This window comes from Methylovirgula sp. (assembly GCF_037200945.1).
In the GTDB taxonomy this organism is placed as follows: domain Bacteria; phylum Pseudomonadota; class Alphaproteobacteria; order Rhizobiales; family Beijerinckiaceae; genus Methylovirgula.
Genome location: NZ_JBBCGP010000001.1, coordinates 2,561,913 through 2,585,443 on the forward strand (window position 1 = coordinate 2,561,913; position 23,531 = coordinate 2,585,443).

Consider the following 23,531-nt stretch of genomic DNA (forward strand, 5'->3'; position numbering starts at 1 on the left):
CACGCGTTGCTTCAATCGGTTTGTACTCGCGTGAAAGCGAGGAAAGTGGAGGAAAACGCATGAAAACGTATCGGTCGTTTAATCGCTTTGTGACTCTTCTGGGTGGCGTCGCCGTTTTGTCGCTCGGCACCAGCCTTGGCGCGCTGGCCTATGACGGTCAGCACTGCAAGGAAGCCGGCGTATGCTGGGAGGCGCAGCCTGGTTACCCGGAGAAGCTTGCTGGCTCGAAGTACGACGTAAAGGGCCTCGAAGAGCCGCATGAAGTTGCCAAGCAGGGCAATTCCGAGCGCGCCATGGAAGCACGCAATGCCAAGCGCACCGCGTATTTCCACAAGACCGGCAAGTGGGTCTACGACGTCGATCAGATCCCGGAATAATCGTCGGGCTATCGACGAACTGAGATCGTCCGATCGCATTGGCGTACTTCGCCGCGGCGCAAGCTAATACTTGCGTCGCGAGCGGGGAATATACGCTTCTCCGCATTGTTCGCGGCAAATTCAAATAGTGATGATTCTCATGACGGCAGCTACGATCCGCAGTGCCGATTCGAATCTTGAGTCCTGGCAGCAGCAGGCGCTGATCTTCGAGAAGGAAGTCGCGAAGGCGGTCATCGGCCAGGAACGGGTCATCCGTCTCCTGACCGTTGCTGTTTTCGCGCGCGGTCATGTCCTGCTTGAAGGCGATGTCGGTGTCGGCAAGACAACGCTCTTGCGTGCCGTGGCGCGTGCGATCGGCGGGGCCTACGAGCGCGTCGAAGGCTCGGTCGATCTCATGCCGAGCGACCTCATCTATTATACCTATCTGAATGAAGAGGGGCGACCGAAAGTCGATCCCGGGCCGGTGTTGCGGCACGGCGAAAATCTGTCGATCTTCTTTTTCAACGAGATCAATCGCGCCCGGCCGCAGGTTCATTCGCTCCTCTTGCGTCTCATGGCCGAACGCAGCGCCAACGCGTTCAACCGGGATTATAATTTTCCCTATCTGCAGGTCTTCGCCGATCGCAACCGTATCGAAAAGGAAGAGACGTTCGATCTGCCCGCAGCGGCGCGCGACCGCTTCTTCATGGAAGTCAGCGTCAGGACGCCGAGCGATCCGCAAATCCGTCAGGAGCTTATTTTCGACCCGCGCTTCCATGACGTCGATGCGCTGGTCGCGACGGTGAAAGAAGGCGTCATCGATTTCCGGCAATTGCCGGCCATCGCTGCGGCTATTCAGAGTGGTGTGCACGCTAGCTCGACGCTCCAGAAATACGTGCTCGACCTCTGGTCGGCGATACAGACGCCGGATTCTTTTGGGGTCTCATTGCCCGGTGTCGACATGACGCGGCTGATCCGTGGCGGCGGCAGCCCGCGCGGCTTGAGCTACTTGGTTCGCGGTGCCCGCGTCCATGCCTGGCTGCACGGCCGCGACGCCGTCGTGCCGGAGGATATCCGCTCGCTCTTCCAGGAAATCATCGCGCATCGCATCTTCCTCGATCCCGTCTATGAATTGCGGCAGGAAGGCCTGACACGCGATCTCTGCGCCGCGATTTTTGCGGCGGTGCCGACGCCATGACAAGTGCGGCCGCGACGGTTTCCTATCGGCCGCGCGAGCGTGCCGAAGGGATTGTCATTGGCGCGCACCGTGGCCGCAATGCCGGCGGGCAGGGCGTCTTTCTCGATCAGGTCACCTACCTGCGCCAACCCGATCCGCGCCGGATTGATCTGCGGCTCACATTGCGCGATCCGTTTGAGAACATCTATGTCCGCCGCTTCGAGCAAAGGCTCGCGATCGCGCTTTATGCTATTGTCGATCTGTCGCGATCGATGAGCTTCGAGGGCACGGCGTGGAAGATGGCGCTCGTTGGCGACCTTTGTCTTTCGCTGGCGCACTCGGCGCATGAACTGGGCGACGCTTTCGGCATCATTGGCTGTGATACCGAGGTGCGCCAGGATTTCTTTATTCCGGCGACACGCAACAGGGGTATCGAGCCCGAGATCGCCCGCCGGTTCGCGGATTTTGCGCCGGAGCGCCGGAGCGCCGCAGGTCTCCTACGGACGGCGACCTATCTTGCCGGTAAGCGCAAGCTTGTCTTCCTCATCTCCGATTTCCGTATGCCGCTGGCCGAGATCGAGAAAATTCTGGAATCGCTTTCGCGCCACGACATCGTGCCGATTCTTGTCTCGGATTCCGCCGAAGGAAATGAATTGCCACCATTCGGTTTGATCGATGTACGCGACCTAGAGAGTGGCGCCAGCAGGGTCGTTTTCATGCGCCCGGCCTTGCGCCAGCGTTGGCGTGCGGAGGCGGCGGCACGGCGGCAAGCACTCGACGGGCTCTTTCTCCGCTACGGGCGTCCGGCATTCGAGTTGAAGGATAGGTTCGATGCCGATGCGCTGTCGCGCCATCTCCTCGAAGTATGAGCGCGCCATGCAGAGGGCCTTAACCGCGGTTTTGGTCTTTCTGGGTGCGTCGCTCGCGGCGCAGGCTCAGGTCCAATCTGTTAAGCTCGTGACGCCGCGTCTGTTCGGCCATTTCGTCGGCGATGTGCTCGAAGACGAGGTCGACGTCCGCGTCGATGACGGAGTCGAACTCGTACCGGCATCGGTACCGCAGCCAGGTCCGATCAACCAATGGCTCGAACTTTCGAGCAGTCGCGTCGAAACCGCGAACGATCACGGCGCGATGCTATACCACCTCTATTTCGCCTATCAGACATTCTACCCGGCGCTCGACGCGCGCCAATTGGACGTGCCAGGCTTCACTCTGTCGTTTAAATCCGGCGATCACATCTATCCGGCGCAGGTAGCGGCCTGGTCTTTCGGCATTTCGCCATTGCGTGAGATTTTGCCACCCGCCAAGGCCTCTGGCGGTGCATATATGCAGCCGGATGCGCCGCCGCCTTATTACAATCTTCAGCGTGAGAGCTATCTCGCCTTTGGGCTTCTCGCGGCAATGCTGATTGCCCTCGCGCTGCTCGCTTATCATCTCGCCTGGTGGCCATTCGGGGCTCGCGCGCGTCGGCCATTTACCGAGGCGTCGCGGACGATCCGTAAATTGTTTGCCGGCGCTGAGACGGGTTCGGCCTACCGGCAGGCGCTCGTCGTCCTGCATCGCGCCGTGGATTCGACGGCGGCCCGTGCCGTCTTTTCCGAAGATGTCCCGGTCTTTCTCGCGCAACATCCAGCGTTTGCGCGGCTGGGGGAGCAGTTCAGCCGTTTCTTTGCAAGTTCACAGAGTGTTTTCTTCAGCGATAAACCGGCTGCCGGCATGGGTGCCTTCAGCGCGGCGGAGCTTCGCCAGTTCAGCGATCAACTCGCAGCGACGGAAAGGTCCGCATCGTGAATTACATGGTCGCGAAGCCGGATTTTCTGTGGTTGCTGCTGCTGGCACCAGTGCCGTTCCTCGTCTCGGCTTTGCGGCGCGCGCCGTTTCCTTCCCTTGATGCCGTGCCGCATGACACCCTGTCGTCGCTGATCGGCTTCCTCATCAAGGCCGCCGCTGCGCTTGCCGTTGCAGCCGGCGCAATCGCGCTTGCCCAGCCTTACCGGCTCGCTGAAAATGTGAAACTTGTCGCCACAGGCGCGCATGTCGTGCTCGTCATGGACCGGAGCCTCAGCATGGATTTCACCATGGATGATGACGAGGTTGGGTCCGGCAAGGAATCTAAAACCCAGCTCGCAACGCGGATGCTGATGGATTTCGTCAACCGAAGCCCGCACGACCAATTCGGTGTCGTTGCCTTTTCGAGTGCGCCGATTTTCGTCCTTCCGATCACCGGCCATCGTGATGCCGTCAAGGCGGCGATCACCGCGCTGCGGCGACCGGGCATCGAGGGCACCAATGTCGGCCTCGGCTTGCAACTCGCGCTCAATATGATCGGCCACGACCCCGAAGCAACATCGCCAGTCGTTCTTTTTGCATCGGACGGAGAATATGGCGGCGCCGGATTCTTCGATTTCAGTCTGCAAGACGCCTTGCGTAAGGCCTTTCAGCGCGAACATGCGCATCTTTATTGGCTCTTCCTGCGCACACATAAAGGTAATGAAGATGTCTTTTCGGCGCCGCCGCGGGGCGACGAAGATTCGCCGCATACGAAGCCCGAGCGGCACATGGATCTCTTCTTCAAAACGCTCGGCGTGACGTATCGGGTGTTCTGGGCTGATAGCCCGCATGCCATTCAAAACGCCGTCGCCGAAATCAACCGGCTCGAGACACGGCCGGTGACCTATTACGAAGAAATTCCGCGCAAGGATGTGACGCCAATCTTCTACGGCATTGCCGCCTTCGCATCTCTTCTCTTGGTCCTGGCCAAGCTCGCGGAGACGGAATTCCGCCGCTCCTCCAGTTTTGGCGGACAGGTGAACGTGATATGACCACCTTGGCTCTCGCTCACCCCGCCCGCATGGTTTTCCTGCAAATCAGCGCATTGTGGCGACGCATCAAAACATTTGTGCTCGTTTCGCTGGTGGTTGTACTCGCCGTTTGCACGGTCGCGGCTTTTGCCGTTTGGGGCAGGGATGCCGCACGTAACCGGATCATCGCGGCGCTAGCGCATAATCACGATGTCGCTGTCGCGCAGAACGCAGCGCCGAAGCTTCTGTTCGCCCGTGCCTATTTCCTGGCGACCCACGGTCAGCTCGATGAGGCGCAGGCCCTTGTGAGCCTCTTTGATCTGCGCGGCAGCGATAAAGCGCGGGCGGATCTGCATTATGATTTGGGCAATGGCCGCCTGTTGGCGGCATTCGACAAGATCGACATGGCGGATTTCGACGCGGCGGGGGCGCTCGTCGGTTTGGCGCAGGAAGATTACATCGAGGCGATGCGGCTCGATCCAGACGACTGGGATGCGCGCTACAATTTCGATGTTGCTGCGCGGCTTGTGCGCCAATATCCGAGCTTCGTGAATACGCCCGACCCGCGTCGGCAAGGGCCGCGTCCCATATGGACAGAGCTGCCGAACACGCCGCAGGGGGAGCCGTGAGACGACCGTGCTTCCGCGACGCACGCTTTTGGCTGCTGCTCGCGGCTTTTGTGTGCTTCACGGCCGCGTTGATTTTGCCATCGACCAGCCAGCAGACCAACGGCGTCGATGTCCTCTTCACAGTCGATATCACTGGCAGCATGAACACGCGCGATTACAGCGAGAACGGCCATCCCATCAGCCGGCTCGATCATATCAAGGCGGTGCTGCGGAAAACGCTCGTTGATCTGCCATGCCAATCGCATGTCGGCGTGGCGCTCTTTGCCGAACGACGGATATTCTTGCTCTTCAATCCGATCGAGATCTGCGCAAATTTTTCGCCGATCATGGAATCCATCTCGGCGTTTGATTGGCGCGAGGGCTGGGAGGGCGACAGCCATATCGCTGAGGGACTCTATCGCGCCATCGCTTTGGCCGACGATCTTCACTCCGACCTCGTGTTTATGACCGACGGGCAGGAAGCGCCGCCGCTGCCCTGGAGCGGCGGCCCGACGTTCGACGGCAAGCCGGGCGCCGTAAAGGGGCTCGTCGTCGGCGTCGGCGGCTACGGGCTGTCGCCGATCCCCAAATATGACAGCAGTGGCCGCGAGATCGGTTTCTATGGCGAGGACGACGTGCTGCAAGAAAGCCGCTTCGGAATCCCGCCGCCCGATGCCGTTAATCGTCCCGGATATAATCCGCGCAATGCGCCGTTCGGCGATGTGCATGTCAATAACAACGAACAACTATCGTCGGTGCGCGAGCCCTATCTCAAAAGTCTCGCGCAAAAGACCGGAATGGCCTACAGGCATCTCACCGATGCGCAGGACTTCATCGAGGCTCTCCGAACTCACGCGACTTCGCATCCCGTGACTACGACGGTTTCGCGCGGGCCACTTGCGGCGGCGTTGGGTCTCATCTGCCTCGGTTGCGTTTATATCGTCCTGCCGCTTATTTCCTGGCTCGGGCGCCAGAACTGGTGGCGGCGACGCCAGCATGTGGTGCCGGTTGCGGCCGGGTGAGCAGGTCTAATGAGTATTTTGAAGATTATGTTCTCGCAACGATGGCTTTGCGCTGCCGCTGCGATAAGTATCGCCAGCGTTTTGCCGGCTTTGAGCGCAACGTCGATGCCTGCCGCACGCGGCGCCTATCTTGCTCGGATCACCGGCTGCATCGGCTGCCATACGCCGCGCCTGCATGATGGCGGGGTTGCGGAATCCCGGCTGATGTCCGGCGGTGATCATCCGATTGCCGGTAACCTTGGCCGCTTTTTTTCCGCCCAATGTCACGCCAGACAAAGCGACGGGACTCGGCGATTGGACTGTGTCTGACATCGCGAAGGCAATCAAAACCGGCCGGACGCCCGACGGACGCATTCTCTCGTCTGCCATGCCCTGGCGCACCCAGTTCAGCGCCATGACCGACGATGACGCCAGCGCGATCGCGCTCTACCTGCAATCCTTGCCGGCGATCCGCAACGCAGTGCCGCCGCCGCTGCCGCCGTTGGCACTCAAAAACTAGGTCATGGCACGACGACGAGGTCGCGCGGGCCGGGTGCGACCGCGATCTGGCGCGTCTCCCTGCCATGCGCGAGGTCGATGGTCGAGATCGCATCGGAAAACCAGTCCGTGACATAGGCAGTTTTGCCGTCCGCGCTGGTCACGACATCTTCGGGGTAGCGTCCGACCTTGATTTCGGCGAGCGTTTTCAGGCCTGCCGCGTCCAGCAACAGAAGCGTATTTTTCGCCTGGATGGTGACAAGCAATCTCTTGCCATCGGGCGTAAGAGCCACGCCATAGGGCATCGGGCCAACGTGAGCCGAGCCGACGACGTTCAGGCTATCTGCGTCGATCACGCTGACATTGTTGCTGCGGACATTGGCGACATAGACGCGCTTCGTCGCAGGCGCGTAAGCGATGGCATAGGGCGCCGTGCCGACCTGAATATGTTTGATTGTCGCAAGGGTCCGGGAATCATAGACGCCGACGTCGTTGCCTTCACGCTCACAGACGAAGATTTTGCGATGATCGGAGTCCAGGACGATGTGCGCCGGTGAGCGCCCGGTGTGGACTTCACGAAGAACCTTTCCGCTGACCGGATCGAGGCTCGAGAGGAGATCGCGATTCCAGTCGGCAACCAGAAGGCGATTTTCGGCGGCATCGAAGGTGATACCGAATGGCACGCCGGGATAGGTGAAATGTGCGATCGTCTTCCGGCTTGATATATCCACGACACTGATCGTGCCGTGGTCGGGGTGAGTCAGAAACAATCGCCGCCCATCGGGCGTGGCGGCGATCGTGGCGGGTCCGGGCAGGCTCGCGAAGTCGAGCGTCCGGCCGCCGGCAATTTCGGTGACTTTGTTGCTGTCCTGGCTTGTCGCGAAAACGCGCTCTGCGGCAGCCAATGGGTTGACTGCCGCAAGCGTCAGGCCAAGCGTTAAAACGCGCCGGGCGATCACTTCTTTTCGGCGAGTGTCTTGAGATTTTTCAGGCCGGTATCGAAGAAATCAGTCATCGCCTTGATCGCATCCGGATCGTCGAGACCGGGCGGCGGCTCATTGCTCGTATCGCCACGATAGAAGCGGCCGATCCAATCGACTTCTGAACCCGTCGCCGTGGGCGTCACGGTGATCGTAGCGGAATAGAAGCTCACCGGGAAGACCTTCACATCGTCATCGACGCGGCGATAGGAATAGGTCATCGTTTTAGCTTCATAATCTGTTTGCGCGTCGGTGATCTTGCCGCCGCTTTTCAATGTCAGAATCCGCTCCTGACCTTGATCCGGGTCGGAAGCGGCGACGCTGCTGACGACGGCGGGATTCCACGTCGAGATCTTTGCGAAGTCCTTGATGATGCCCCACACCACGTCCGGCTTGGCGGCGATCTCAATCTTTTCTTCGATCTTTTTAGGCGCTGCGCCGTGAGCAAACGCACCGTCCGACTGCGCGAGGACCAACCCCGCGCAAAAACTCAATCCTCCAAACAGGCAGGCGTTCGCGCGCCCACCACCAATTCGCATTTTCATGATCTCTCCGCAGCGTTCTAAAGAGCAATGCTTCTATGCTCCGCGAACGAAGAGATGCGCAATGAATTATTTCGTTAGGTGATGGTATACTTCGAAAGTTCCAAACTATGCATGATATATACTTGCAGATCATTAAATTTATCCCGCCGCGTCGGGATATTTTCTCTCACAAAATTCCCTTCGTCTCGTATCCCATGAGAAAAAATGGGATGTCATTTTGCCGAAAGAAGACAGCGTCGAAGCGAGCGTCATGAGCTAAATGTATGTTGTTGCAGGCGCCAGATGGACCAGGCGCGCATACCATGATTGCAAGTTGATGATGTTTCAGTTTACCGAAGCTTCAGCTTCGCTGCGTACGCGGCTTATACTTATTCCGCCCGTTTTCCTGTTGCTCGGAATTGTCGTGGCAATTGGCGCGACGCTGATCAATGCTCCGGATCGCGTCGACGCGGAGACGGCCTCCGGTTTGACGATCGGCAGCCATCTCATTTCATATGCGCTCGACGACATCCGTTTTTCGAATGACCCCGATCTGGCGCTGAACCGTCTGCTTGAAGAGCTTTCCCACGTTCGTCATATCCGTGTCGGTTATCGTCCATCGCCCGGCTCGCGAATCACCGATCCGATTACGCCGTCTTTGGCCAAGAGCGCCCCGAATTGGTTCGTGGATTTCTTCGCGCCGCGCCGGGTGAGCGAATCCTTCCCGGTCGTTTATCAAGGTACGCGGCGTGGCGAGATCGTCATGACGGCGGAGCCCGCTGACGAAGTGGGCGAAGTCTGGGATGATCTCGTCTTTCTCATCAGCCTCCTCTCCGCGATATCGGTTGGCATTGTCGTCCTCACCTGGCTCGCCGTAAACTATACGCTGCGTCCATTGCGTGGATTGGTCGAAGGGCTGAACCGATTGCAGCGGGGACAGTTCGATGAGGTCGGCGAAATCCGCGTCGCGGAATTGCAACGGGTTGGCGACCAATTCAACCGGTTGGCCAAATCGCTCGCGCGCACCGAGTCGGACAATCGGTTGCTCATCGATCGGCTGATGTCCATTCAGGAGTCCGAGCGTAAAGAGCTCGCACGGGAGCTGCACGATGAATTCGGCGCATCGCTGTTCGGCATCAGGGCCTCTGCCTCATGCGTCGTCCAAGCCGCGACGGCTGATGGCCCGATCGGCCCGAGGTTCGAGGAGATTACGGAACGTGCCGAAGCGATCTCCTCGCTTGCGGATGCCATTCAGAAGCACAATCACCGGATATTGGAGCGCCTTCAACCCGTCGTTTTGAACGAAATGGGTCTATTTAATGCTTTGCGCCATTTGGCCGCGGCGTGGAACATGGCGCACCGCAGCTTTTCTTGCGACCTCACGACGCCGGATGTCGAACCGGAACTAAGCGACGACGCGAGCCTGACGATTTATCGCATCGTGCAGGAATGCCTAACCAATGTCGCGCGGCATTCGAAAGCCGACCGCGTCGAGATCGCGTTCGCCATCCGGCCGGGCGGAAGCCTCATTATTCGAATTGCAGACAATGGTGTGGGATTGCCCGAGAACTTTCGATTTGGTTTCGGCTTTCTTGGCATGAGCGAGCGCGTACGCAAGTTGAATGGCCGACTGAATGTGTCAAATAGACGAAGCGGGGGGACCGTCATCGAGGTCTCAATGCCATTACCGTCACATGAAGTCGCGCAGGCAAGCTGAATAAACAGAAATTAAATTCCGAGGAAGCGAACATGGAAGCGAATGAAATCATAAAAGTGCTGGTCATCGAAGACCATCCGATTGTCCGGGACGGCTGCCAACGTATCTTCAACCGTCGCCCGGATATCAAGATGGTCGAGGCAAGCACGGCCACCGATGGGCTGGCAACGAATAAATCGTTTCAACCGGATGTGGTGGTTTTGGACATCGGCCTGCCGGACGCCAGCGGCTTTGATATCTTGCCGAAGATCCTCGCCGACAACGGCAAAGCATCAATCATCGTGCTCAGCATGTACGGAACGCAGAGCTTTGTAACATCGGCCCTCGAGAAGGGCGCAGTCGGCTACATCACGAAGAATGATGATCCGAATACATTGCTTGTCGCGATTGAAAAAGTCCGGAATGGCGAAATCTATCTCGGGCAGGCAGTTGCCCAGACCCTCGCCATGAAAAATCTATCGCCATCGGTCGATCCATTGCGTGAGCTCAGCGAACGCGAGCGGCAAATCATCCTATTTCTTGGCAACGGTCGAAGCTTGACCGAGATTTCTGTTGAGCTTGATCTCGGCTACAAGACGGTCGCCAACGCCGTTTCTCTGATCAAGCAGAAGCTCAACATCGGGACGACGACCGCGCTCGTCAAATTTGCTGTCGAATTGAATATGAAGGCAATGAGTCCGGGCTGAAGCCAAATACGCGGCGGAAAAAATAGCGCGGGTGATGGTTATAAAAAATCATCATGATCGAGATGACGTAACTTCAATATCCTTCCCGGAAGCTGCGATATAGAAATGTAGTGGTATCGAGGAGGACGAAGAATGAGCACACACAAATTCGATGATAAGAACATCACGTGGCACAAGCTAGATTGGCTGCCGGATCTCGAGTTTTACGTCTATAAAGTCGACGAAGAAAACCGAATCATCGATATTCTGTTCAAGTTTGCGGCGAATTCAAAAGTTCAACTTCATCGGCATAAAGCGCCCTACATCACCTTTGTCATCCAAGGCGAACTGCGCTTCTACCGGCCGGACGGTGAATTGAAAGAGATCAGACCGACCGGCAGCTATGTCTCAGGCGTCGCCAACGGCGAGCCGCATGTGGAAGGCGGTGGCGACGAAGACGCGATCGTCTTCTTCAGCAATCGCGAGGTCGAAGGGCCGCTTTACGAATTCCTCGACGAGAATCTACAGCCGACGGTGACACTCGGCTTCGATGATTTCAAAGCCCAGCTCGAAGAGCAGGGTGGGCCGAAATGGCAATCGGCCGCATAAACTTTTAGTGCTATGCTGCCCGGGATGTCAGCGATCGAGTTCGATCCGTCGCGATTTTCCGGGCGCACAATCAATTAATTCAACTTCCGACATGTCAGAGCTGGCTGTGCACGCGAATTCCAGACATGAATCGGCCGGTTCCCTCGTTCGGATCGGAGCCTGTAGCGCCCCGTCAATGATCAGTCCAGCGGTGGCGCCGTGATATTGTCGTAGCTGTAGCGGATCGCCACATGGCGTCCCTTGAAGACATCGCCTGGCTGGGGCGTGGGGACAACATCTGTCTCCGAGCGAAGCATGACCCCGCGCTTGGGTTCGACCCATACTTTTGTCTCGACGACAGATTTTTGAGCTGCGATGTGTCCCGTGTACACAGCGACGGCCTCTCCGTTTACATTATCGTCGGCAAGGCGTTTGCAGCCGGAAAAGCTTTCCGCGTTATGTCGGACGGCCAGCGCTAACTTATCGAGCGGAATGTGTATCTCCTGCCATTTACCCGAACCGAACCGCGCAAAGACCGCGGTTCCGGTCGAGATTGTCTCCGAGGTTTGCGATGTCGCGGGCTTTGCATTATCGCCCGCATCAAAGGTGATAATGCTCATGCTGCGATAAGGCGTTTTTGCGTTGGTGAGCATGGCGGAGGCAAGCCCCTCGCATGACGCATCAGCGGCTTGTGTAGAGACAGCGGAAAGCGCGAGCATTATTGAAGTTGCCGGCGCGCCCATCGAAACCGCTTTCGGCCAAAAGAGAAACGACATTTTCCACATCCAAATTGAGACAAGTTCGGACGCGGAGAATGCAGATATTTTTCGTGTAGTCACGTGTTTTTGTGTATGGAATATTTGTCCAATGACCGGCGCAAAGTCATTCCGATACGGGAACTTTTCTATGATACACAAGATATAATCCGGACGAATGATCTCTATCCGCGCTGTCGAGCGACGGCGCGTCGTTCACGCAATTCAGCGTCTCGCCAAGTTCACAGTAGACCGTCAAAGCCGTGCGCTTTACAGCCATGGGCGTGCTACCCAAGGCATTTAAGTGAAGGCTTAGATGCTACGTCGGCGTCATCCGGAGAGTTTCGATGAGATCAATTTGTGCTGCGGTCGTTTTGGCGGCGTGCCTTGCCGCATCGTCGGCTTCGGCCAGCTCAGGCGCCGATGCCACGCCGTTCCAAATCAATGTCATTCTTTGTGACACGCCCGAGCACGCTGTAGCTTACGCAATAGCCATGGATGGCGGCGCGGCAGAGGAGGAGGCGAAGGATAAAGTGGGGCGATCGGCCGGCAAGGAAGTCTGTGATCGGTTCTTCGGCCTCGCGACAGTTGACGAAGAACGAACGCTGCATGAAAAAGGCATCGCCTATAAAGCTACATCTCTCCACTTTAGCGGAGTCGGAAGCATGAAATGGATGGCGCAGCCTTTGAGGTAGCGCTGTCTTGCTGCGCAGGTTTGCTACTTTGTCGTGGACCGATGCGCCGGATGTGCGACTGGCATCGGCCCTCATCCCGATCGCGTGTGAGGGTTTGCACGGCTAGGCAGGGACCGTGCTTTTAATTTCAGCTGGTGCGGGCGTCTCTGTCGCCAATGCAATGTCTTTAAAGACCGCGAAACTGCTCGGAGTCGGGCTCATGACCGGGAAGGTGAAATTGCACTTCGGGCATGGCTCAGCGAGAGTCTTTTGTTCGAGGTTCAGGTCGAAGGCTTTATCCTCAACAAGCCCGCAACATGGGCAAACCCGCAACAAGCGCGTGCCCTGTAATTCAAAATTTGTGATGATGTCTTCCATGATCGCCCCGCGGGCGGCCCATTCTTTTGCGTGCTTGTGATAAATGTCCATGTGCCAATCACGCAGGGACTCTCGGTTGAGCCAGAAGCTGACTTCGTTGAACCATGTCGGGTCTTCCGGATGCACCCACCACGTCAAATGAAGGAAGCCAGCGAGCTTCATCAGATGATTGCGCGTATCGGCAAAGATGACCTTGAACTTCTCGTATCCGTCCGGGCTCGAGAATCGAACGCGCTGCATGCTGAGATAAATAGACATTTGATTCACCGATCACGCCGAGCAGTCTGATTGACTGCCCGGAGATCATCGGAAATACTGTGGCCTATCGGTAGCGCCACTTCCGACAAAATTGATGAATCCAGATTTGCGATCCGAATCTCGTCGGCGTTTAGGTGCCGTGGCCGCGATGACTTGTCCAATCAAGGACGGCGGATGGAATTCATAATCTCGATTGATAGGACGGATGACAGGCCGCTGCAGTTGCAGCTTTATGAGATTATCCGCCAGATGATCTTGAGCGGAAAACTCAGGGCCGGGGAAAGACTGCCCTCGTCGCGAGGCGTTGCAGAACAACTTGGTATTGCCAGAATTACCGTCACGCTCGCTTACGAACGTTTGCTCTCTGAAGGTTATGTTGCCTCCAAGCCAAAGGCCGGAACCTTCGTCAACGAGCGCCTGCCCGACGCCAGTGTTCTGGTGCGCAATGCTCACTCGGAAACTATTTCTCCAGGCGCCCGTATTCGACTGGGGAAAATCCCCAGCTTCGCCGGTCGATCTCCCGAGCTTTGGAAAGATCGGTCGCAGCGTCCGAAATACGATTTCTTCGTTGGACGTCCCAACCCGCGGAGTTTCCCGACCCAGTTTTGGCAAAGGTCCATCGCGCGACATCTCGCTTACGCGCGCGGCGCGATGACCGAATATGGCGATCCACGCGGCCTTCATGCCTTGCGCGAAGCGATTGCCGACCATTTGAGAGCCACGCGCGGCATAGACGCAACGCCCGATCAAATCGTCATCACGGCGGGAATCCAGGGCGCTTTGAATCTTCTCGCCCGTGTTTTTCTGACGGGAACTCAGCAATCCACTGTGGCGGTTGAAAATCCATCATACCAGGGCGCGGCGTTCCTGTTTAGCAGTTACGGCGCGCGCATCCATCCGATCCAGGTCGATGAAAACGGTCTCGACGTTGCTCAACTTGAGAACTTTGTCGGCAACCTGATTTACGTCACGCCATCCCATCAATTTCCGACAGGTTACACGTTGAGTCTCGATCGAAGGCTGCGCTTACTCGATTGGGCCTACCGAACCGGCAGCTACATCATCGAAGACGATTACGATAGCGACTTTCGTTACGACGGGCCGCCGTTGATTGCTCTCGCGGGCCTGGATCGCAAGGACCAGGTGATCTATCTGGGGACGTTCTCCAAATCGATCGGGGCGGGGATTCGAATTGGCTATCTGGTCGTTCCGCATCATTTGGTCGAACAGGCAAGAATCGTCAAAGCGTTGCTCGACAATTGCGCGCCGTGGCTGGAGCAAGCTGTCATCGCCGATTTTATAAAGGAGGGCGCATTTCTCAGGCATCTTCGGCGAATTCGTCGTTCGTACATGTCTGCGAGGGATGCGCTCATTGAAGAAATCAACGAACACTTTCCGGGAAGCACGCTGTCAGGTGTTGAATGCGGCATGCATATGATGTGGAAGATTCCGGATAGTTTACCGACGCCAGAGGAGTTGCAACGCCGCGCGCTGACATGCGGGGTGGGGCTGTACCCGCTCTTTTCAGCGGCTGCTTTTGAATATGGTCACGCCAGCCGCTTCAGGGATCGCTCAATCATACTGGGCTATGCTGCCTTGAGCGAAGACGAGATTCGCGAGGCAATCCGCAGGGTCTCGGATGAGTTTAAAACCCGTCAGACTTCTCGGCCAGACCCGTCGCCTTTGCGGAAAACCCGGCGCGTGGAGGCGCCTACAAAATCTAAAACGTCGGAGTCACGTTCGAACCCCCGGTCGACGCGTTGATAGCACTAGTTTCTTATTCATTGAGCGATTTTCGTCCGCTGACGAACGGACTGTTCCGAAGATAAAATCGCAAGGGACGATCCGCATCTTGTGAAATGCCGATCCTGATACTCTGTCCGATTTCGCGAAGTTCGTCGTCACCATGCGCCAGCCACAGCGGGCCTTTCCAGCAAAGATCGAGCCCATCGAGCCCACGATCGATCCGCAACGCCGCAGCGAGCCGTCCCGGGCCTCGCGCCAAATCGCGCACGCGCTCGATTCTGCGATTGAGCTGCATGATCGGAATACCTTCAAGGGGCTCGATCGCCCTTATCAGGACGCCGGCGCCAATCCCGGCCGCTTCGCTCGAGACATTCAGCATGTATGAGACACCGTAGGCGAGATAAACATAGGCGTGTCCGGGCTCGAGAAACAGCGAACGATTGCGCTGTGTCATTCCGCGGAAGGCGTGCCCGGCAGCATCGCCGATGATGTAGGCCTCGGTTTCGACAATACGACCGCTGGCGATGCCTTCCGGTAATTCCCGCACCAACAATTTGCCAATGAGATAGCGGGCGAGCGTCGCCGTATCGATTGGCAGCTCGGAGCGTGCCAGAAGCCGATGGCCATGCTTGTGGTTCGGAGGTTTCAAGGCATCCGCTCGACCCATTGGGTGCGCGAAGGCCCGGGCGCAAACGGATCGCCGAAATATTGCGTCTCGCGCGCCACCTTTCCATCGACGAACTCCATGATGCTCACGGTGTAAGACGGCCGCTCGTCATAGGTCAGGATATATTCTGTGATCCAGAGGTCACCTGCACCGATGATCCGCCGCACTGTGAAGCGCTTCTGGTTCGGCTGGGCGGCGCGAGACGACTGAATGTTCCGCCGGCCGCGGATGCGCTCGCCGGATTGCGGATATTCAAGCACCGCGTCCTCTCGATAGATCTGGTGCTCTTCGTCGAAGTCGTTGGCATCGGAGGCGGCCCAGTGGCGATCTAAAGCCGCCCGAATCTCTCGGTCGTCCATATCAAACCTCCCGACCATCACCGTCGAGATATTGTAGCACGGACAGCCTGGAATGAACTTCCAGATGAGAGTGAAGGCGAAACGACGGCCCTCTGGGCCGCCGTGCCGACCGCGCTGCGCGATTCAGCCCGCCGAGGAGAACACAATTCGGCAATCGTGGCTCAGCATCCGCCGGTGGCGCAGCAAGCACGCGGTGATCCGCGCATGGTCGGGTATAAAATCCTTACAGAGGCGGAAGACATCCGGCGTGCAGGCGTGGCGTCGCCAGGACGAGCCTTCTTCAGCAGAGACTGCGCCCGACAGTTGAAGCATGAAGACCGTCGCCATTAGCGCCCGCGCGGGCGATGCGATATTCCCAAGACGCGAATTCTGAAAAGATATTCTTTGCTTCGCCAGCATCACTCGATTCCATTTCATTTTCTTTGGATGATATTTTTATTGCCGCGGGCTTACGCGAAGACGTGGAAGACAGCGCCCGCACTGGACCCTCGTCCGAATCGAAGCTTCAGGCAGGTCGTTGATATTGCTTGAGGCGCAAGGCGAACGCAATGAAGCTGCAGCCGACCAGTATCGCATACCAGCCGATGATCCAGACGAGCGATAAAGCGCCCGCGCCGGGTTGCGCAATCATCAGAATGCCAAAGGCGAGCGATAATATTCCGCTGAGGCTGAGCAGCCACGCGTCGCCCAGAATCCGCCGAAGCTCGAACGCACCCCATATTTGCAAGCCGCCGACGGCGATCGCCCAACCGGCGATGAACATCAGGAGGATTAGGGTGGTCATACCGGGCCAGAAGAACGCGATGAAGGCGGAAAGAACGCCGCAGAATCCCGCGAGTGCGAGCCACCAGCGCGGTCCGGCATCGCCGGGGCCGAATATCGCGGCTGACAACGCGATGATACCGTCAAGCAGCGCGTAGGCGCCCCAAAGGTATGTGAGGGTCAGCAAAGTGAGGCCCGGCCAGCGAAACGCCAGGACGCCAAAGGCGATTGCGACGAAGCCGCGCAATAAAAACAGCCACCAATTGTCGGCGAGCGAACTGAACAACGCACGTTCGGCGAGCGCCCTTACCGGGCCAGCGGTGTTTGCCATCGGAATTCCCCCATTAAATGCCGCCTGCTAGTGCGTGTATTCAAACACCGGGCTCGCCTTCAGAGCCTCTTTCGTCGCGCCGGTCAGGATGAATTTGTCGTCGACGAGCTTGAGCTGCGAGACGGGGATTGCGACGTCATGCTTGGTAACGGCGAGGAATCCGCCCGCATTGACGATGGCATAAGAGACCGCCTTATCGCCGGCGATAATGATGTCGTCGATCGAGCCGACGCGCTCGTTCTTGTCGTTGTAGACCGATTGGCCGAGAATCTGGTGCTTGGCGCTCCAGCCGAGCGCGACGCTCCGCAATTCGGCGACGCTGACGCCAAGGAGGGTGGTCCCCGCAACCTGCGCCTTTCCCGGTAAAGGTATGCTCAGACCGATAAAAGTTATTGCCAACACATGCGCAATTTTCACAGAAACCTCCCTTGTCCGATCAAGTCCGCGCGTGTTGGGCATCTTCGGCTTTCAGCCGCGCCTCGATCGCATCCAGAACGGCGAATTTGGCTTGCTCGATCGCCGCCGCGGCATAGTCGATGGCGAAGCCGGCATCCCACTCAGATTCGTCGGCACGGTTCGCCAGATGAGTCACCTCGAGGTCATGCTCATCTGCCGTCACGCGCGCGATCAGAGCGTCGATATCGGCATCAATCTTGGCGCGAATGACATTCCAGTTTTTGTCCACCGTGCCGCGCATCGATTTGATCTCGGTGCTTATTTTCTCGATGGCGGCGGCCGCGGCCGCCCGCGCTTCTTCTTTGCGTGCGGCGAGCTTTTCGCCTGCTTCTGTTTTCGCAATTTCGATCGCGTCCTTGGCGCTCCTGACGCGGGCCGAAAGGTCGCTCAATTGTTCGGAAAGGCGCTCGTCCATGAGTCCACTCTCAAATCGGGTGACGATATTTTCGATCGGACAATGATGCGCGGATGCGCGTGCTCGCCAGATGCGCAGGCAGCATCGCGTTCGGACGGAAATTTGTGAAGGTTGCGGGAGGACGTTTATCGGTGCGATTGGGACAAAATGGATTTTTGTCCGGCTGTCGCTGATGTCGAGCCGCAGCATTCGGCGTCTTGGATGAGAGGCGGCGAAAGGAACCTGCGTGGCGCTACTTATATCGCCAACATAGGTTGCATTTTACAGCATGGTCGGTGCGGAAATTATGCAAATCGCGGGCTATGGTCGTCGCGCGCGCCGATATTCGCTTGACGTCTTTCCAGTCCAGCGTTGGAACGCATGCCGGAAATTCGCCTCGTCGACAAAGCCCAGAGCTGACGCGATGTGCTCGTTTGTCATCGTTGTTTCGCGAAGAAACTTCATCGCGGCCTGGCTGCGCAGCTGGTCCGAAAGCGTGCGAAAGGATGTGCCCTGATCGCGCAATTGCCGGCTCAAGGTGCGGGACGTCGTTCCAAGAAGCTGCGCGGCATCCGAAAGTGTCTTCCGGCCGGCAAGATTGCGGAGCAAGATATCTCTCACCTTGCCCGCGGCGCCGCTGCGGAATGACAGGTCGGCGAGGAGATCGTCGCAGGCGGCGAGGGTGGTGGCGTAAGTGATGCGATTTCCAAACCGCGGCGGTTCGTCGAGCCATTTCGAATCGAAGATGATCCGGTTTGCCGATTGGCCGAAGCGCAAAGGACAACCGGCCAAATCTTCGGTCAGGTGAAAGTCGCTGCCCGGCTGATAGGCGAGCGTGATTTCGCGCGGCGCGAATGTCTGCCCCATGATGTCGCGATGCAATGAGGTATGAATTCCGATCTGCAACTCGACGATGAAGCGATAAAGTTGTTCGTCGATCTCGGCGTGCTCCACCGGTTCCAGCGTCCAGATCGCACGCCCCGGTTCTTCCGAATAGGAAATGGCCGCGAGCGGCGTTGCCAGCGGATGATAGTTCGTCGCAAAGTCCATCGCGCGGCGAAAGTTCGTGCTGCAGAGAATAGCGTAGCCGTACATGCCATAGGCCGAGACGTGAACGTTCTCGCCGACGGCGTAAGGAAAATGCTGGTTCCGCGACAGGCGGGCGGCGTTCCGACAGGCGGTCAAAAGCTGCTTGATCGAAATCTGCGTCGCGGGGTTGTGCAGCGTGTCGGCTGGCACCCCGACATTGCGGAGCGCTTCGGCCAGCGGCACCCCCTCGCTGACGATCGTATCGACGATGGCCGCGAGTTTTGTCGGCTCATAGAGCTTGTCAGAAATGCTGATGTCCGGCATCGCCTCGCCCGTTCTGCCTGCCGGCGCCGCACGCACGCGCGATCAGGGACGCCTCTAGCTTAGCCAGGCGGCCCTATCATGCCTCTGTTCCGAAAAGCAATTTCAATTTACCGCCGGTCGCGAGCATCAGAATGTGTGCACGATAATGGCAGCGAGCGCTAGAACCAGCCGCGCCTTTTGAACCAGATGAGTGGCAATATCGCGCTTAGAATGATGGCGAGCCACGCCAATGGATACCCCCACGCCCAGTCCAGCTCATGCATGTTCTTGAAGTTCATGCCCCAGATGCCGGCTAGCAACGTCGGCGGCACGCCAATCACAGAGACGATCGTCAGCACCTTGAACAGATCATTCTGCTCGATCGAGATGTAGCCCAGCGTCGCGTCAAGCAGGAATTGCACTTTGTCGGACAGATGTGTTTCGTAATCGCTCAGGCTGGTCACATCCTTGGAGATGGCATGCAACCGGGTGCGAAAGGGTTCGGGTATCCACTCGCGGCCGACGTCTCCGACAAAGGCGGCCAGCCGTCCGGCGCCCAACAGGGAGTCCCGTGCCTGATCCAGATGGTGACTATTTATGCCAATGTCGCTGAGTATCTGGTGCAGGCGAGCCGTTGATCGCTGGCGATGCTTGGGGCCTGACGAATCCGCATGAAAAATCGATTTCGAAATCTTGTCGACCGCTGTTCCCAGATGCTCGAGCGCATCAGCCCCGCGATCGACGATCGCTTCGAGAAGGGCCGTAAAAATCGCGACGCTGCAATCAAGCGTTTCGTCGGTGCGTACCCTTTCAGCGACACTATCAAAAGATGAAAAATCTTTGAATCTGACGGTCACCAGAAGATTTGGAGTCAGCACAAATCCGGCCGGTGAGATTTCAGTCGTCTGCAATTCGCCCCTCGCAACCATCGGCGTGCTCAAGTAGAGGACGCCACGTTGAAGGATCAGGCGGCTGGAGGCTTCAATCTCGCTCAGCGCCTCTTTCGAGGGGACGCGTATTTTCGCGCGCGTCTCAACAAGCTGCTGTTCTTCGGGCGTGGGATCAAGCAGATCGAGCCAGATGATGTTGTCCGGAAGTTTCGCGCCCTCGACGCGCCAATCGTTTCCATCTTCGCGATACGCCGTCAGCAAAACATGCTCCCCCCAACTCGTCTCCTTCGATTGGCCACCACGCTCCTTGAGACGCCTTAACGCATACGCGATGGCTGTCGTCTAGCTCAGAACCCTCAATCCGCGGAGAATCCAAACGGGACGCTCGAGGTCCTGAAGTCATCGGGAAGGATCTCGCGCCCGATCGGGGGCGCCGACCGTGCCGCGCATTTGGGACGGTGGCAGACACGGCATGCCACGCCGATCGGTGTGGGCTCGTCGACACGCAGTGCCTGACCGCCAGCGGTGTAAATCAGCTGTCCTGCATGCTCAGCCGCACAACCGATCGCCATGGCCCGCTCAACGCGAGTTGCGCCGAACGAGCCGCCTCCCGCGGTCACGGTGCGCGCGATCGAAAAGAATCGCTGGCCATCGGGCAATTCCAGCCATTGCGTGACGATCTGGCGCGGCGTCTTGAAGATTCCATAAACCGACCACAGCGGGCAGGCGCCGCCGTGTTTGGCAAACGGGAAGCCGGCGCCGTCCAGCAGTTTGGAAATGTTGCCGGCCGGATCGACACGGATCAGAAAGAACGGGACCTTCTCGAGACCCGGCCTCTGCAAGGTTGTGACGCGATGCGCGGTCTGCTCGAAGCTGGTGCCGAATTGACGCGCAAGCGCTTCGAGGTCGTAACGCCGCGTGTCGACGGCCTTTGCAAAGGCGGAATAGGGCATGATGATCGCGGCAGCGGCGTAAGCGGCGAGGGCGCGGCGCGCCAGCAACTCGGCGCTCTTGCTCGCGAACTTGCCGGCCTCCAGCGCCGCATCGATTTCATCTTCCATTTCAAGATAGGCGAGCTGCTTGGCCAACTCGAAGTTGAGGCTTGCAGTATCGAGCGAGTCCTCAATCAGGAGTTGCTTGTGATGCAGGTCGAGACGCCTCACCGATCCGAGCATGACGCTGGGTGGCAGATAACGGACGTGAAGGTTGTGGCGAAGGCGAAGCCGTTCGATGAATCCGGCCGGCCCCGAAGGCGCCAGGACAAGGCGTTCCGCCGCATCGTCGAGATTGGCAAAGTTGTTGCGGCGTGCGGCAAGAAATCGTCTGACGTCGGCGACGGGATCGTTGGCGTCAGGCTTGCCCTGACCCCAACGTGGCGCGACGCCCTTCATCGTTGGCGCCCTTTGCTCCGCCAACGCAAGCTGCTCTTCGCGATACGCCGTGTAGAGCCGAAGGAAGGCTTCGGTCATTCCGGGATAGCTGACGGCAAGGTCGCTGATTTCGAGCGGAGGGATATCGATGTCAGAAAACATCGGATCCTTCAGGATGGACTGCATCCGCGCCGTGTGATCGGCGCCGCCGTCGCCGGCGAGGTCGGCAAGGTCGATCTTGTAGGTGCGGGCCAGACGAAGCAGCATATCCGCCGTGACCGGCCGCTGATTGCGCTCCAGAAGCGCGACGTAGGGGGCGGAAATCTCGAGATCGGCCGCCATGTCGGCCTGGGTCAGCCCCAGCTCGCGCCGAAGCCGCCGCAGTCGTGGCCCCATGAAAATCGAGCGGGTGCCGGAGGTTGTCATGTCCAGTCCTTGCGTTTGTGTAATGTTTTTACAGATATACAACATATTCTTGTAAAGAGTGACAAGTTTTCTTTCAAACGGCTTGTGACCGCCGACATTTCGCGTACAAACGCAGCAGATTTTTTCGTTACTAAGGGATCGATCGACATGAACTTCCAACCGCGCGGGATCAACGACCCCGCCATCCAGGGACCGGGGTCCTATCAAACCGAGGTTGAGGCGGCTGAAGCGCTCCTCAAGGACAAGGCGACCTGGAACGGCGTGAGCGCCGAAGCCGTGGCGCGCATGCGCTTGCAGAATCGCTTCAAGACCGGCCTGGATATCGCCCGCTACACTGCGGCGCTGATGCGGGCTGACATGGCCGCCTATGACGCGGACAGCACGAAGTATACCCAGTCGCTCGGCGTCTGGCACGGCTTCATCGCCCAGCAGAAGATGATTTCGATCAAGAAGCATTTCGGCTCGACCGATCGCCGCTATATGTACCTCTCCGGCTGGATGATCGCCGCGCTGCGCTCCGAGTTCGGACCGCTGCCCGATCAGTCGATGCACGAGAAGACCTCGGTGCCGGCCTTGATCGCCGAACTCTACACTTTCCTGCGTCAGGCGGATTCCCGCGAACTGAATGACATCTTCCGCAGCCTGGACGCTGCCCGCAAGGAAGGCGACACGGCGAAGGAAAAGGCGTTGATCGAGAAGATTGACAATTTCCAGACGCATGTCGTGCCGATCATCGCCGATATCGATGCCGGCTTCGGCAATGCCGAGGCGACCTACCTTCTTGCCAAGAAGATGATCGAGGCGGGCGCCTGCGCCCTGCAGATCGAAAACCAGGTCTCCGATGAAAAGCAGTGCGGCCACCAGGATGGCAAGGTGACTGTGCCGCACGAGGTCTTCCTCGCGAAGATCCGTGCCTGCCGTCACGCTTTCCTCGAACTCGGTGTCGAAGACGGCATCATCGTGACCCGCACCGACTCGCTCGGCGCCGGCCTCACGCAGCAGATTGCCGTGAGCCACACGCCTGGCGATCTCGGCGATCAGTACAACGCCTTCCTGGATTGCGAGGAAGTGACGGCCGCCGATGCCCGCAACGGCGATGTCATCATCAATCGCAACGGCAAACTGCTGCGTCCGAAGCGGCTGGCCAGCAACCTCTACCAGTTCCGCCCCGGCACGGGTGTGGATCGCTGTGTGCTCGACTGCATCACGTCGCTGCAGAACGGCGCGGACCTGCTGTGGATCGAAACCGAGAAGCCGCATATCGAGCAGATCGCCGAGATGGTCGATCGCATCCGCGAAGTGGTTCCGAACGCGAAGCTGACCTACAACAATTCGCCGTCCTTCAACTGGACGCTGAACTTCCGTTGGCAGGTCTATGACGCGCTGAAGAAAGCCGGCAAGGATGTGAGCCAGTATAACCGCGCCGAGCTGATGAAGGCTGAATATGACGACACGCCACTGGCGATCGAGGCTGACGAGCGTATCCGTACGTTCCAGGCCGATTCAGCCAAGCGCGCCGGCATCTTCCACCATCTGATCACGTTGCCGACCTATCACACGGCAGCTCTGTCGACCGACAATCTCGCCAAGGAATATTTCGGCGAGCAGGCCATGCTCGGCTATGTGAAGAACGTTCAGCGTGCGGAAATTCGTCAGGGTATCGCCTGCGTCCGGCATCAGAACATGGCCGGCTCCGACATCGGCGACGACCATAAGGAATACTTCGCTGGCGAGGCGGCCCTGAAGGCCGGTGGCACCCACAACACGATGAACCAGTTCGGCTAAGGCCGGGCACACATCGAAATCATCAAAACATGA

At 58.2% G+C, this 23,531-nt stretch carries 27 protein-coding genes; 14 read left to right on the plus strand and 13 right to left on the minus strand.

Annotated features, from left to right (window positions below; genetic code table 11):
• Window positions 1-59 precede the first annotated feature (59 nt).
• From WDN02_RS12525 to WDN02_RS12565, 9 genes are all read left to right on the plus strand, one after another.
• Window positions 60-377: a methanol dehydrogenase gene (locus WDN02_RS12525; protein WP_337293812.1), complete on the plus strand. Its 318-nt coding sequence runs from the start codon at window positions 60-62 to the stop codon at window positions 375-377.
• A 139-nt stretch (window positions 378-516) separates the two neighbouring features.
• Window positions 517-1,554 (plus strand): MoxR family ATPase, encoded by a 1,038-nt coding sequence (locus WDN02_RS12530; protein WP_337293813.1) that lies wholly within the window; start codon window positions 517-519, stop codon window positions 1,552-1,554.
• A complete protein-coding gene (locus tag WDN02_RS12535) occupies window positions 1,551-2,402 on the plus strand; it encodes an MxaS protein (RefSeq protein ID WP_337293814.1) in 852 nt (283 codons plus the stop codon). Before WDN02_RS12530 ends, WDN02_RS12535 begins: the two co-directional genes overlap by 4 nt.
• 7 nt (window positions 2,403-2,409) lie before the next feature.
• A complete protein-coding gene (locus tag WDN02_RS12540; RefSeq protein ID WP_337293815.1) occupies window positions 2,410-3,324 on the plus strand; it encodes a nonribosomal peptide synthetase MxaA in 915 nt (304 codons plus the stop codon).
• 5 nt (window positions 3,325-3,329) lie between these two features.
• Window positions 3,330-4,355, plus strand: coding sequence for a VWA domain-containing protein (locus WDN02_RS12545; RefSeq protein ID WP_337294933.1), 1,026 nt, complete (start codon window positions 3,330-3,332; stop codon window positions 4,353-4,355).
• Window positions 4,352-4,963, plus strand: coding sequence for an MxaK protein (locus WDN02_RS12550; protein WP_337293816.1), 612 nt, complete (start codon window positions 4,352-4,354; stop codon window positions 4,961-4,963). Before WDN02_RS12545 ends, WDN02_RS12550 begins: the two co-directional genes overlap by 4 nt.
• Window positions 4,960-5,964 carry a vWA domain-containing protein gene (locus tag WDN02_RS12555; protein WP_337293817.1) on the plus strand — a complete coding sequence of 335 codons (1,005 nt, stop codon included), beginning with the start codon at window positions 4,960-4,962 and terminating at the stop codon, window positions 5,962-5,964. Before WDN02_RS12550 ends, WDN02_RS12555 begins: the two co-directional genes overlap by 4 nt.
• Before the next feature lie 9 nt (window positions 5,965-5,973).
• Window positions 5,974-6,273, plus strand: coding sequence for a hypothetical protein (locus WDN02_RS12560; RefSeq protein WP_337293818.1), 300 nt, complete (start codon window positions 5,974-5,976; stop codon window positions 6,271-6,273).
• On the plus strand, window positions 6,266-6,463 hold the full coding sequence (locus WDN02_RS12565; RefSeq protein ID WP_337293819.1) for a hypothetical protein: 198 nt from the start codon (window positions 6,266-6,268) through the stop codon (window positions 6,461-6,463). Before WDN02_RS12560 ends, WDN02_RS12565 begins: the two co-directional genes overlap by 8 nt.
• A 1-nt stretch (window position 6,464) precedes the next feature.
• Here WDN02_RS12565 and WDN02_RS12570 read toward each other — a convergent pair whose 3' ends face one another.
• Entirely contained in the window at window positions 6,465-7,400 is a 936-nt protein-coding gene (locus WDN02_RS12570) for a beta-propeller fold lactonase family protein (protein WP_337293820.1), read from the minus strand.
• Window positions 7,397-7,966: an SRPBCC family protein gene (locus WDN02_RS12575; RefSeq protein WP_337293821.1), complete on the minus strand. Its 570-nt coding sequence runs from the start codon at window positions 7,964-7,966 to the stop codon at window positions 7,397-7,399. Before WDN02_RS12575 ends, WDN02_RS12570 begins: the two co-directional genes overlap by 4 nt.
• Before the next feature lie 316 nt (window positions 7,967-8,282).
• Between WDN02_RS12575 and WDN02_RS12580 the strand changes: the two genes are divergently transcribed.
• From WDN02_RS12580 to WDN02_RS12590, 3 genes are all read left to right on the plus strand, one after another.
• Window positions 8,283-9,662 carry an ATP-binding protein gene (locus WDN02_RS12580; protein ID WP_337293822.1) on the plus strand — a complete coding sequence of 460 codons (1,380 nt, stop codon included), beginning with the start codon at window positions 8,283-8,285 and terminating at the stop codon, window positions 9,660-9,662.
• Window positions 9,663-9,718: 56 nt separating this feature from the next.
• Window positions 9,719-10,348: a response regulator transcription factor gene (locus WDN02_RS12585; protein ID WP_337293823.1), complete on the plus strand. Its 630-nt coding sequence runs from the start codon at window positions 9,719-9,721 to the stop codon at window positions 10,346-10,348.
• 132 nt (window positions 10,349-10,480) lie between these two features.
• Window positions 10,481-10,936, plus strand: coding sequence for a regulator (locus WDN02_RS12590; protein WP_337293824.1), 456 nt, complete (start codon window positions 10,481-10,483; stop codon window positions 10,934-10,936).
• Between the two features lie 179 nt (window positions 10,937-11,115).
• Here the strand turns inward: WDN02_RS12590 and WDN02_RS12595 are convergent, their stop codons facing one another.
• The 3 genes from WDN02_RS12595 to WDN02_RS12605 all read right to left on the minus strand — a co-directional run bounded on the left by WDN02_RS12595 (window position 11,116) and on the right by WDN02_RS12605 (window position 12,980).
• Entirely contained in the window at window positions 11,116-11,832 is a 717-nt protein-coding gene (locus WDN02_RS12595; RefSeq protein WP_337293825.1) for a hypothetical protein, read from the minus strand.
• A gap of 251 nt (window positions 11,833-12,083) precedes the next feature.
• Window positions 12,084-12,440, minus strand: coding sequence for a hypothetical protein (locus tag WDN02_RS12600; protein ID WP_337293826.1), 357 nt, complete (start codon window positions 12,438-12,440; stop codon window positions 12,084-12,086).
• 27 nt (window positions 12,441-12,467) lie between these two features.
• A complete protein-coding gene (locus WDN02_RS12605; RefSeq protein ID WP_337293827.1) occupies window positions 12,468-12,980 on the minus strand; it encodes a hypothetical protein in 513 nt (170 codons plus the stop codon).
• A 174-nt stretch (window positions 12,981-13,154) separates the two neighbouring features.
• Here WDN02_RS12605 and WDN02_RS12610 point away from each other — a divergent pair, with 174 nt between their 5' ends.
• Window positions 13,155-14,744: a PLP-dependent aminotransferase family protein gene (locus WDN02_RS12610; protein WP_337293828.1), complete on the plus strand. Its 1,590-nt coding sequence runs from the start codon at window positions 13,155-13,157 to the stop codon at window positions 14,742-14,744.
• A gap of 13 nt (window positions 14,745-14,757) precedes the next feature.
• Here the strand turns inward: WDN02_RS12610 and WDN02_RS12615 are convergent, their stop codons facing one another.
• The 8 genes from WDN02_RS12615 to WDN02_RS12650 all read right to left on the minus strand — a co-directional run bounded on the left by WDN02_RS12615 (window position 14,758) and on the right by WDN02_RS12650 (window position 21,713).
• Entirely contained in the window at window positions 14,758-15,393 is a 636-nt protein-coding gene (locus tag WDN02_RS12615; RefSeq protein ID WP_337293829.1) for a DNA-3-methyladenine glycosylase, read from the minus strand.
• Entirely contained in the window at window positions 15,372-15,752 is a 381-nt protein-coding gene (locus WDN02_RS12620) for a nuclear transport factor 2 family protein (protein ID WP_337293830.1), read from the minus strand. The genes WDN02_RS12615 and WDN02_RS12620 overlap by 22 nt, the downstream gene beginning before the upstream one ends.
• Before the next feature lie 505 nt (window positions 15,753-16,257).
• Complete coding sequence (locus tag WDN02_RS12625; RefSeq protein ID WP_337293831.1) at window positions 16,258-16,845, minus strand: HdeD family acid-resistance protein; 588 nt, start codon at window positions 16,843-16,845, stop codon at window positions 16,258-16,260.
• Between the two features lie 27 nt (window positions 16,846-16,872).
• Window positions 16,873-17,262, minus strand: a complete 390-nt coding sequence (locus WDN02_RS12630; protein WP_337293832.1) for a PRC-barrel domain-containing protein — start codon at window positions 17,260-17,262, stop codon at window positions 16,873-16,875.
• 19 nt (window positions 17,263-17,281) lie between these two features.
• Window positions 17,282-17,716 (minus strand): hypothetical protein, encoded by a 435-nt coding sequence (locus WDN02_RS12635; protein WP_337293833.1) that lies wholly within the window; start codon window positions 17,714-17,716, stop codon window positions 17,282-17,284.
• Window positions 17,717-18,016: 300 nt separating this feature from the next.
• Window positions 18,017-19,048, minus strand: coding sequence for an AraC family transcriptional regulator (locus tag WDN02_RS12640; protein ID WP_337293834.1), 1,032 nt, complete (start codon window positions 19,046-19,048; stop codon window positions 18,017-18,019).
• A gap of 158 nt (window positions 19,049-19,206) precedes the next feature.
• The gene (locus tag WDN02_RS12645) at window positions 19,207-20,178 is read right to left on the minus strand and encodes a magnesium transporter CorA family protein (protein ID WP_337293835.1); all 972 of its coding nucleotides are present in this window, start codon (window positions 20,176-20,178) and stop codon (window positions 19,207-19,209) included.
• 95 nt (window positions 20,179-20,273) lie between these two features.
• Entirely contained in the window at window positions 20,274-21,713 is a 1,440-nt protein-coding gene (locus tag WDN02_RS12650; RefSeq protein WP_337293836.1) for a short-chain fatty acyl-CoA regulator family protein, read from the minus strand.
• Between the two features lie 147 nt (window positions 21,714-21,860).
• Between WDN02_RS12650 and WDN02_RS12655 the strand changes: the two genes are divergently transcribed.
• Window positions 21,861-23,498: an isocitrate lyase gene (locus tag WDN02_RS12655; protein WP_337293837.1), complete on the plus strand. Its 1,638-nt coding sequence runs from the start codon at window positions 21,861-21,863 to the stop codon at window positions 23,496-23,498.
• Window positions 23,499-23,531: the final 33 nt, after the last annotated feature.